The organism is Pseudomonas sp. H9, assembly GCF_004353925.1.
Classification (GTDB): domain Bacteria; phylum Pseudomonadota; class Gammaproteobacteria; order Pseudomonadales; family Pseudomonadaceae; genus Aquipseudomonas.
The window spans coordinates 24,644-35,438 of the sequence record NZ_SMOK01000030.1 but is presented as its reverse complement, the minus strand read 5'-3'; the positions used below and the strand labels follow the sequence as shown (position 1 = coordinate 35,438).

The following is a 10,795-nucleotide window of genomic DNA, read 5'->3' as shown; positions in this document are numbered from 1 at the left end:
CGCCAAGAAGCTGGTTATTTGTCCGACTGCTTTAAGCTTTTGGCATATTCGCCTGGAGGGCTTATCTCGGTAGGAGCGGGCTTGCCCCGCGAAGCGATTTAGCATGCAAAACCCAATCGCGGGGCAAGCCCGCTCCCACTGATAGGGCGGAACGGATAAACATCGCCCCCGACAATCTGTGAAGAACCACAAAAAAGCCCCGCATCCTTTCGGATACGGGGCTTGGAATCTGCCCTGCCCTCTGCACTATGGCTTGTGGCCGACGTCAGGCGTGGGGCTGATTCTCAGGCCAGCGCTTCGCGCGGCTTGCCCAGCATACGGTCACAGACCACTGCGACGGCCAGGGTGATTACCGAAGGCACCAGCCACGCCAGGCCTTGGTCGCTCAATGGAAGATGACCCAGGGCTTCTGGCAGATGCGAGGCCAGACTGGTGCCCTTGATGGCATCAAACACACCGAACAGCAGCGACACTGCCATCACCGGCCCGAGAATGCGAGCCTGGGAGTTCCACAAGCCTTTGCAGAAGCTCAAGCCCACCACCACGATGCACGGCGGGTAAATCGCGGTCAGTACCGGAATCGAGAACTCGATCAGCTTGGTCAGACCCAAGTTGGAGATCAGCAGCGAGAAGGCGCACAGGATCAGCACCAAGGTGCGGTAAGACAACGGCAACACCTGGCTGAAGTACTCGGCACAGGCGCAGGTCAGGCCCACAGCCGTCACCAGGCACGCCAGGGCGATCAATACCGCGAGGAAGCCGCTGCCCAATGAACCGAAGGTGTGCTGCACATAGGCATGCAGAACCGCTGCGCCGTTGGTCGCACCCTGTGCAATTTCATGGCTGCTGGCACCCAGGCGGAACAGGCTGATGTAAACCAACGCCAGGCCGACACCAGCGATCAGGCCAGCAATGATGGCATAACGGGTGATCAACCGCGGCGACTCGACCCCACGGGAGCGGATGGCATTGACGATGACGATACCGAACACCAACGCGCCAAGGGTATCCATGGTCAGGTAACCATTGATAAAGCCCTGGGAAAATGCCGACGCTTCATAAGCTGGCAATGCATCACCGCTGGTGCCCGCTGGCAGCATGAACGCGGCAATGCCCAGTGCCGCCAGAGCGATGATCTTCAGCGGTGCCAGAAAACGACCGACGGTATCGAGCAGCTTGCCTGGGTACATCGACACGGCGAGCACCAGCAGGAAGTACAGCAGGCTGTAAATGAACAGTGCCGTAGGACTTTCTCCGGTCAGTGGTGCAACGCCCACTTCAAAGGAGACCGTTGCCGTACGCGGCGTGGCAAACAGTGGGCCCACCGACAGGTAGCAGACCGCTGCGAGCAAGCCGCCCGCGACCTTACCGATCGGGCTGCTCAGCGCATCCATGCCACCACCCACTTTGGCCAGGGCAACCACGGTAATGACCGGCAGGCCTACTGCGGTGATCAGGAAGCCCAACGCTGCCATCCACACGTGCGGGCCCGATTGCAGGCCGACGATCGGCGGGAAAATGATATTACCCGCACCGACGAACAACGCGAACGTCATAAAACCAAGCGCCAGGATGTCCTGGCCTTTCAACACTTTCATTAAGGAAATACCACACTTCTGAAATCGGGATTTAGAGAGGGATTTCCCCTTGGGTGAGGGAAAATGTAGCCCGTCCGGATGAGACAAGCCCTTTAAAGCATGCCCGTACCCTTTTGGGGCACCGACACGAAAGTGATGACAGTGTAACCAAGTTGTACCGATAGCGCACCGCCACCTAGAGCGGTGTCCGATGAACGCACCTGTTTGTCGCCTGAGTGACAGCAAATCAGGTATCACCTGGTGCAACCAGGCAATACTGTGGGAGCGCGCTTGCCCCGCGATACGATGCGACTGACAGATCGCTATCGCCGGGCAAGCCCGCTCCTACCGACAAACAAAAAGGCCACCCGAAGGTGGCCTTTTTGTTCACTGGGCAGTGATTACTTCTTCACTTCCCAGCCAGTCAGCTCGGCCAGGGCCTTGCCGATGTCTGCCAGCGAACGGACGGTTTTCACACCAGCGTCTTGCAGAGCAGCGAATTTCTCGTCTGCAGTGCCTTTACCGCCGGAGATGATCGCGCCAGCGTGACCCATACGCTTGCCCGCAGGAGCGGTAACACCAGCGATGTAGGAAACGACAGGCTTGGTCACGTTAGCCTTGATGTAGGCAGCAGCTTCTTCTTCAGCCGAACCGCCGATCTCACCGATCATGACGATCGCTTCGGTCTTCGGATCTTCCTGGAACAGCTTCAGGATGTCGATGAAGTTCGAACCTGGGATCGGGTCACCACCGATACCAACACAGGTGGACTGACCGAAACCGGCGTCAGTGGTCTGCTTGACGGCTTCATAGGTCAGGGTGCCGGAACGCGAAACGATACCGACCTTGCCTGGCAAGTGGATGTGACCTGGCATGATGCCGATCTTGCACTCGCCCGGAGTGATAACGCCTGGGCAGTTAGGGCCGATCAGGGTAACACCCAGCTCGTCGCACTTGACCTTGGCATCCAGCATGTCCAGGGTAGGAATGCCTTCGGTGATGCAGACGATCAGCTTGATGCCGCCGAATGCTGCTTCCAGGATCGAATCTTTGCAGAAAGGAGCCGGAACGTAGATAACCGAAGCGTCAGCACCAGTAGCTTCAACAGCTTCTTTAACGGTGTTGAACACTGGCAGGCCCAGGTGAGTGGTGCCGCCTTTGCCCGGAGTCACGCCGCCAACCATCTTGGTGCCGTAGGCGATGGCTTGTTCGGAGTGGAAAGTACCTTGCGAGCCGGTGAAGCCCTGGCAGATAACTTTGGTGTCTTTATTGATCAGGACGCTCATTACTTGCCCTCCGCAGCTTTTACAACTTGTTGAGCAGCGTCGGTCAGGCTGGTGGCCGCAATGATGTTCAAACCGCTTTCTGCCAGTACTTTAGCGCCCAGTTCAGCGTTGTTACCTTCCAGACGGACGACAACCGGAACCTTGACACCAACTTCTTTCACTGCACCGATGATGCCTTCGGCAATCATGTCGCAGCGAACGATGCCGCCGAAGATGTTAACCAGAACGGCCGCGACATTGCTGTCGGACAGAATGATCTTGAAGGCTTCGGTCACGCGCTCTTTGGTAGCACCACCACCTACGTCGAGGAAGTTGGCTGGCTTGCCGCCGTGCAGGTTGACGATGTCCATGGTACCCATGGCCAGGCCAGCACCGTTGACCATGCAGCCGATGTTGCCTTCCAGGGCCACGTAGTTCAGCTCGAAGCTGGCAGCGTGGGCTTCACGAGGATCGTCTTGCGACGGGTCGTGGAAGGTTTTCAGCTTAGGCTGACGGTACATGGCGTTAGCGTCGATGTTGATCTTGGCATCGAGGCAGTGCAGGTCGCCGTCGGCCTTGATGACCAGCGGGTTGACTTCCAGCAGGGCCAGGTCGTGGTCTTTGAACAGCTTGGCCAGGCCGACGAAAATCTTGGCGAACTGTGCAACTTGCTTGCCTTCCAGACCCAGCTGGAACGCCAGTTCACGACCCTGGTATGGCTGAGCGCCAACCAGCGGATCGATAGTAGCCTTGAGGATCTTCTCAGGAGTTTCGTGAGCGACTTTCTCGATGTCCACGCCACCTTCGGTGGAGGCCATGAACACGATACGACGGCTCGAGCGGTCGACTACAGCGCCCAGGTACAGCTCTTTGGCGATGTCAGTGCAGGATTCGACCAGGATCTTGGACACTGGCTGACCGTTGGCGTCAGTCTGGTAGGTGACCAGACGCTTGCCCAACCATTGCGCAGCGAACGCCTTGGCGTCTTCTTTGCTGCGAACCAGCTTGACGCCGCCCGCTTTACCGCGACCACCAGCGTGGACCTGGGCTTTGACGACCCACTCCGAACCACCGATCTTGTCGCAGGCTTCTGCCGCTTGCTCAGGGGTATCGACTGCGAAACCCTTGGAAACTGGCAGGCCGTATTCAGCGAACAGCTGCTTACCCTGATACTCGTGAAGATTCATGCTTTTTACCGTCTTCGTTAGGTACTGCGCTTCGGCGCTGCGCTCTTTGGGAGTGCCGCGCCACCTGTGACCACTTGCTCCCAGTATGCTCCGGGAGTTCGAGTCCGGCGGACTTTCCGCGGTGAGTCATGCACGCAAGACTCACGACGGGCCACCCGCCGTGGTTTCTTATTGTTTAACGCTTCTTACGGTTGGCTACGTGGATGGCACCGCCATTCACAGCCAGCGCGGCTTCATGCAGCGCTTCGGACAGGGTCGGATGGGAGAAAACCATCATGCCCAGGTCTTCGGCGCTGGTGCCGAATTCCATTGCGATTGCACCCTGCTGCACCAGTTCGGCAGCCGATGGGCCAATCACGTGTACACCCAGAACGCGGTCGGTCTTGGCATCGGCGATGACCTTGACGAAACCACCGGTGTCGTTGGCAGCCATCGCACGGCCGCTGGCCGCGAACGGGAAGGTGCCCACGTTAACCTCAACGCCTTCAGCCTTCAAGGTTTGTTCGGTTTTACCAACCCATGCGATTTCCGGGTGGGTGTAGATAACCGAAGGGATCAGGTCGTAGTTCATCTGGGCTTTGTGGCCTTTGATGCGCTCGACAACCATGATGCCCTCTTCCGAGGCCTTGTGAGCCAGCATCATGCCACGAACCACGTCACCGATGGCGTAAACGCCTGGTACGCTGGTCGCGCAATGATCGTCAACGAAGATGAAACCACGCTCATCGATGGTCACGCCGCTGTCGGCAGCCAGCAGATCAGTGGTCACCGGACGACGGCCGACTGCAACGATCAGCTTGTCGAAGGTGATTTTCTGCTCGCCGTTGGCATCGGTGTAGGTCACTTCGACTTCAGCGCCGTTGACCTTGGAGCCGGTGACGCGAGCGCCCAGCTTGATGTCCAGACCTTGCTTGGTCAGGGTTTTCAGGGCTTCCTTGGAGACGGCGGTGTCAGCAGCCATCAGGAAGGTGTCCAGGGCTTCCAGAACAGTAACTTCTGCACCCAGGCGAGCCCAGACCGAACCCAGCTCCAGACCGATAACACCCGCGCCGATCACGCCCAGACGCTTAGGCACAGCCTGGAATTCCAGGGCGCCAGTGGAGTCGACGATGACGTTCTGGTCAACCGGAGCCGGTGGAATGTCGATCGGACGCGAACCGGAAGCCAGGATGACGTTTTCGGCTTCGATGATTTCGGTAGTACCGTCAGCCTTGGTGACTTCGACTTTCTTGCCAGCCAGCAGTTTGCCGTGACCCTGGATCGAAGTAACGCCGTTGGCCTTGAACAGGGTGGCAACACCGCCGGTCAGGTTCTTGACGATGCCAGCCTTGCGGCCAACCATCGCAGCGACGTCCATTTTGACTTCGCCGGTGGAGATACCGTGAACGTTGAAGCTCTCTTTGGCTTCCTTGTACTTCCAGGAGCTGTCCAGCAGCGCCTTGGATGGAATGCAACCCACGTTCAGGCAGGTACCGCCGAGGGCCAGTTTGCCTTCGCCGTCAGTGTACTTCTCGATACAGGCAGTGCTCAGACCGAGTTGTGCAGCCTTGATCGCAGCTACGTAGCCGCCAGGACCTGCACCAATCACTACCACATCAAATTTTTGCGACATTCAGAAAATCCTCTTTAAAGCTGCAAGCGACAAGCTGCAAGCCACAAGCTCAAGCGCAAACCGTTCGGGCTTGCAGCTTGTAGCTTGCAGCTTGCAGCTGCTCAATCAGATATCCAGCAGCAGACGAGCTGGATCTTCCAGCAGGTTCTTGATGGTCACCAGGAAGGTCACGGCTTCTTTACCGTCGATCAGGCGGTGATCGTAGGACAGTGCCAGGTACATCATCGGACGGATTACGACCTGACCGTTAACGGCCATAGGACGCTGGATGATGTTGTGCATGCCCAGGATAGCAGCCTGCGGCGGGTTGACGATCGGGGTCGACATCATCGAACCGAAGGTACCACCGTTGGTGATGGTGAAGGTACCGCCGGTCATTTCGTCGATCGACAGTTTACCGTCACGTGCCTTCTTGCCGAAGGTGGCAATGCCGTTCTCGATTTCAGCCAGGCTCATCTGCTCGGCGTTACGCAGAACCGGTACTACCAGGCCACGGTCGCTGGAAACGGCAACGCCGATGTCCGCGTAACCGTGGTAGACGATGTCGGAACCGTCGATCGAGGCGTTAACGGCCGGGAAGCGTTTCAGCGCTTCGGTAGCTGCCTTGACGAAGAACGACATGAAGCCCAGACGTACGCCGTTGTGGGTCTTCTCGAACAGGTCCTTGTACTTCGAACGCAGGGCCATGACTTCGGTCATGTCGACTTCGTTGAAGGTGGTCAGCATGGCCATGTTCGACTGTGCTTCGACCAGGCGCTTGGCCACGGTGGCACGTACGCGAGTCATTGGAACGCGCTTCTCGGTACGGTCGCCGGTAGCAACGACTGGCGCAGCAGCGGCAGCAGCAGGCTTGGCAGCAGGCGCAGCAGCCGGAGCGGATTTCTTCGCTTCGATGGCCGCAACGACGTCTTCCTTGGTGATGCGACCGTCTTTACCGGTGCCTTTGATGCTGTTCAGCGCGATGCCGTTTTCTTCAGCCAGCTTGCGAGCAGCCGGAGCGCCAATGGCGTCTTCGTCCGCAGCAGCCGGTGCAGCAGCGGCAGCAACTGGAGCCGGTGCTGCAGCAGCGGCAGGAGCAGCAGCGGCAACGCCACCTTCTTCGATCGAACCCAGGACTTCGTCGGACAGGACGGTTTCGCCCTCGCCCTTGACGATAGCGCCCAGTACGCCGTCAGCAGTAGCCAGTACTTCCAGAACGACTTTGTCGGTCTCGATGTCGACGATCAGCTCGTCGCGCTTGACGGCTTCGCCCGGTTGTTTGTGCCAGGTGGCAACGGTGCCATCGGCAACCGATTCCGGGAAAGTAGGGGCTTTGATCTCGATAGCCATTATCAGTGGTTCCTTAAATTCGGTTTCTAGTGCGCGATGGCATTAAACAGTGAAAGCATCTTGCAGCAGCTTTTCTTGCTGCTCAGCGTGCATCGAAGCATAGCCACAGGCTGGTGCTGCCGAAGCATCACGACCGGCGTATTCCAGAACCAGCTCTTTATTGTGGCGAGTCAGGATACGGCGCATGTGGTGCTGGCTGCTGTACCAGGCGCCCTGGTTCATCGGCTCTTCCTGGCACCACACCACATCTTTGAGATTGGTGTACGGCGCGAGGATCTCGACCAGATCGTCCTCAGGGAATGGATACAGCTGTTCGATACGCACGATGGCGATGTCTTCACGGCCTTCGGCACGGCGTTTTTCCAGCAGATCGTAGTAGACCTTGCCGCTGCACAGGACCAGGCGAGTGACCTTTTTCGGATCGAGGGTATCGATTTCCGGGATCACCGTCTGGAACGAGCCTTCGGCCAGTTCTTCCAGAGTCGAGATGGCCAGCTTGTGGCGCAGCAGCGACTTCGGCGTCAGTACGATCAGCGGCTTACGCAGCGGACGGATGACCTGACGACGCAGCAGGTGGTAGATCTGAGCCGGCGTGGTCGGTACGCAAACCTGAACGTTGTGCTCGGCGCACAGCTGCAGGTAACGCTCCAGACGTGCCGAGGAGTGCTCAGGCCCCTGCCCTTCATAACCGTGAGGCAGCAGCATGGTCAGACCGCACAGACGGCCCCACTTGTGCTCACCGCTGGTGATGAACTGGTCGACAACCACCTGGGCACCGTTGGCGAAGTCGCCGAACTGAGCTTCCCAGATCACCAGCGCGTTTGGCGTGGTGGTGGAGTAGCCGTACTCAAAGGCCAATACTGCCTCTTCCGACAGGAAGGAGTCGTACAGGTCGAAGCGTGGCTGACCGGCGTACAGGTTCTTCAGCGGCAGGTAGGTGCTGGCGTCTTTCTGGTTGTGCAACACCGCGTGGCGGTGAGAGAACGTGCCACGACCAATGTCCTGACCGGTCATACGGATCGGATGACCTTCGAACAGCAGGGTCGCGTAGGCCATGGTTTCGGCGTAGCCCCAGTTGATCGGCAAGCCACCGGCCTGCATCTTCTGGCGGTCTTCGTAGATCTTCGAAACCTGACGCTGAACCACGAAGCCTTCCGGCAGTTCAAGCAGCTTGGACGACAGATCCTGAAGGGTCTTGAGGTCGAAACGGGTGTCGTGACGCGCTGTCCAGGTGTGACCCAGGTACGGACGCCAGTCAACGAACAGCTCTTTGTTCGGCTCTTTAACCAGGCTCTTCACTACGTGCAGGCCGTTGTCCAGCGCGTTGCGGTACTCGTCAACCTTGGCCTGGACGCGCTCGAGATCGAGACGACCGGCTTGAATCAGGCTTTCGGCGTACAGCTCACGGGTAGTGCGCTGCTTGGCGATCTGCTGGTACATCAGCGGCTGGGTGCCGTTCGGCTCGTCGGCCTCGTTGTGGCCGCGACGACGGTAGCAAACCAGGTCGATGACCACGTCACGCTTGAACTGCATGCGGTAGTCAACGGCAAGCTGGGTCACGAACAGAACAGCTTCTGGATCATCACCGTTAACGTGCAGGATCGGCGCCTGAATCATTTTGGCGACGTCGGTGGCGTACTCGGTGGAACGCGAGTCCAGCGGGTTGCTGATGGTGAAACCAACCTGGTTGTTGATCACGATGTGCACAGTACCGCCGGTCTTGAAACCGCGGGTTTGCGACATCTGGAAGGTTTCCATGACCACGCCCTGACCGGCGAATGCCGCGTCACCGTGGATGGAAATCGGCAGTACCTTGTCGCCAACAACGTCGTTACGACGGTCTTGACGGGCACGCACCGAACCTTCAACCACTGGCGATACGATCTCCAGGTGCGAAGGGTTGAACGCCATGGCCAGGTGAACTTCACCACCTGCGGTCATCACGTTGGACGAGAAGCCTTGGTGGTATTTAACGTCACCAGAGCCCAGCTCGACCTTCTTCTTGCCTTCGAACTCGTCGAACAGCTCGCGCGGGTTCTTGCCGAAGGTGTTGACCAGCACGTTCAGACGGCCACGGTGGGCCATGCCGATCACAACTTCTTTGGTACCGTAGGAACCGGAACGCTGAATCATTTCGTCCAGCATCGGAATCAGGCTTTCGCCGCCTTCCAGGCCGAAACGCTTGGTGCCCGGGTATTTGGTACCCAGGTATTTTTCCAGACCTTCTGCTGCGGTCACACGCTCGAGCAGGTGGCTCTGGACATCCGCAGAAACGACCGGGCGCCCACGAACGCTCTCCAGACGCTGCTGGAACCAGCTGCGCTGCTCGGAGTCGACGATGTGGGTAAATTCGGCGCCAATGGTGCGGCAATATGTCTGCTGCAAAGCGTCGAAGATTTCGCGTAGGCTCGCTTCCTCTTTGCCGATGAACAGGTCGCCGGCACGGAAGGTCGTATCAAGATCGGCATTGGTCAAGCCGTAGTGATTGATCGACAGGTCTACTGGCGCAGGGCGCTGCCACAACCCCAGGGGGTCGAGCTTGGCGGCTTGGTGGCCGCGCATACGGTAGGCCTGGATCAGTCGCAGTACTTCAACCTGCTTCTTCTCGTGTTCACTGCTCACGCTTCCGGCGGAAACCGGTTGGGCGCGGCGCTGGTTCTTTGCCAGCAGTACGAAATGGTCGCGGATTGTCGAGTGCGATACATCGGTAGCGGTGCTGCCTTCGGCGGGCAACTTCTGGAAGTAAGTGCGCCACTCTTCTGGCACAGCGTTAGGGTCGTGCAGGTAAAGCTCGTAGAGCTCTTCCACATATGCAGCGTTACCACCTGAAAGGTGGGCGCTTTCCCACATGCGCTGCATCACGCTTTCTTGCATGCTTGGTCACCCTCGGTTAGGGGACGGATCTACGAGAGCCACGATATGCCTGGAAAAGTCCTGATGCAGCGACCGAACCAAGCCACCAAGGATCCCACAGATTTTCCGGGTACCAGCCCGGAAGCCCCTGCTGGTCTCATATCTTCATAGGTAAAAGCTCGGGCTTTGTGGGCCTTCGCTTGGTTTCACCTTGGTGCGGGCAAATGCCCGCACCTTGGCGTGCTACGGGTACAACACTTTTAGAATCAGGTACCGCTTTGCAGCAACATGTTACGTACGTGACCGATTGCCTTGGTCGGGTTCAGACCTTTAGGGCAAACGTTTACGCAGTTCATGATTCCGCGGCAGCGGAATACGCTGAACGGATCGTCAAGCGAAGCCAGACGCTCCTGGGTCTTGGTGTCACGGCTGTCGGCCAGGAAGCGATAGGCCTGCAACAGTGCAGCGGGACCAAGGAACTTGTCAGGGTTCCACCAGAACGAAGGGCAGGAAGTCGAGCAGCAAGCGCACAGGATGCACTCGTACAGACCGTCCAGCTTCTCACGCTCTTCTGGCGACTGCAGACGCTCGATGGCCGGAGCCGGCGTGTCGTTCTGCAGGAATGGCTTCACCTTCTCGTACTGCTTGTAGAAGATGCTCATATCGACGACCAGGTCACGAATGACTGGCAGTCCTGGCAACGGACGAATGATCAGCTTGTTACGCTTGACCACGGCCGACAGCGGCGTGATGCACGCCAGGCCGTTCTTGCCGTTGATGTTCATACCGTCGGAACCGCAAACACCTTCGCGGCAAGAACGACGATACGAGAAACCTTCATCCTGTTCTTTGATCAGTGCCAATACATCCAGCACCATCAGGTCTTTGCCACCGGTATCGACCTGGAACGTCTGCATCTTCGGCGCAGAGTCGGTATCGGGGTTGTAACGATAGACTTCGACTTGCAACATA

7 protein-coding genes are annotated in these 10,795 nt (G+C 58.2%); all 7 read right to left on the bottom strand.

The annotated features are described in order from the left end of the window. Positions 1-284 precede the first annotated feature (284 nt). Positions 285-1,598 carry a branched-chain amino acid transport system II carrier protein gene (brnQ, locus tag E1573_RS22200; protein WP_133216696.1) on the bottom strand — a complete coding sequence of 438 codons (1,314 nt, stop codon included), beginning with the start codon at positions 1,596-1,598 and terminating at the stop codon, positions 285-287. A 380-nt stretch (positions 1,599-1,978) separates the two neighbouring features. Next, positions 1,979-2,863 (bottom strand): succinate--CoA ligase subunit alpha, encoded by an 885-nt coding sequence (gene sucD / locus E1573_RS22195; RefSeq protein WP_004376004.1) that lies wholly within the window; start codon positions 2,861-2,863, stop codon positions 1,979-1,981. After that, positions 2,863-4,029 carry an ADP-forming succinate--CoA ligase subunit beta gene (gene sucC / locus E1573_RS22190; RefSeq protein WP_133216695.1) on the bottom strand — a complete coding sequence of 389 codons (1,167 nt, stop codon included), beginning with the start codon at positions 4,027-4,029 and terminating at the stop codon, positions 2,863-2,865. The genes sucD and sucC overlap by 1 nt, the downstream gene beginning before the upstream one ends. 175 nt (positions 4,030-4,204) lie before the next feature. Next, positions 4,205-5,641 (bottom strand): dihydrolipoyl dehydrogenase, encoded by a 1,437-nt coding sequence (gene lpdA, locus E1573_RS22185; protein WP_133216694.1) that lies wholly within the window; start codon positions 5,639-5,641, stop codon positions 4,205-4,207. Positions 5,642-5,746: 105 nt separating this feature from the next. Next, the gene (gene odhB, locus E1573_RS22180; protein WP_133216693.1) at positions 5,747-6,970 is read right to left on the bottom strand and encodes a 2-oxoglutarate dehydrogenase complex dihydrolipoyllysine-residue succinyltransferase; all 1,224 of its coding nucleotides are present in this window, start codon (positions 6,968-6,970) and stop codon (positions 5,747-5,749) included. Positions 6,971-7,012: 42 nt separating this feature from the next. Then, positions 7,013-9,844 carry a 2-oxoglutarate dehydrogenase E1 component gene (locus E1573_RS22175; RefSeq protein WP_133216692.1) on the bottom strand — a complete coding sequence of 944 codons (2,832 nt, stop codon included), beginning with the start codon at positions 9,842-9,844 and terminating at the stop codon, positions 7,013-7,015. A gap of 245 nt (positions 9,845-10,089) precedes the next feature. Further along, complete coding sequence (locus E1573_RS22170; RefSeq protein WP_045188779.1) at positions 10,090-10,794, bottom strand: succinate dehydrogenase iron-sulfur subunit; 705 nt, start codon at positions 10,792-10,794, stop codon at positions 10,090-10,092. Between the last annotated feature and the right edge of the window lies 1 nt (position 10,795).

Coding starts and splice junctions, on each gene's coding strand:
- brnQ (WP_133216696.1), bottom strand. CDS start 1,598: ATGAAAGTGTTGAAAGGCCAGGACATCCTGGCGCTTGGTTTTATGACG.
- sucD (WP_004376004.1), bottom strand. CDS start 2,863: ATGAGCGTCCTGATCAATAAAGACACCAAAGTTATCTGCCAGGGCTTC.
- sucC (WP_133216695.1), bottom strand. CDS start 4,029: ATGAATCTTCACGAGTATCAGGGTAAGCAGCTGTTCGCTGAATACGGC.
- lpdA (WP_133216694.1), bottom strand. CDS start 5,641: ATGTCGCAAAAATTTGATGTGGTAGTGATTGGTGCAGGTCCTGGCGGC.
- odhB (WP_133216693.1), bottom strand. CDS start 6,970: ATGGCTATCGAGATCAAAGCCCCTACTTTCCCGGAATCGGTTGCCGAT.
- E1573_RS22175 (WP_133216692.1), bottom strand. CDS start 9,844: ATGCAAGAAAGCGTGATGCAGCGCATGTGGGAAAGCGCCCACCTTTCA.
- E1573_RS22170 (WP_045188779.1), bottom strand. CDS start 10,794: ATGTTGCAAGTCGAAGTCTATCGTTACAACCCCGATACCGACTCTGCG.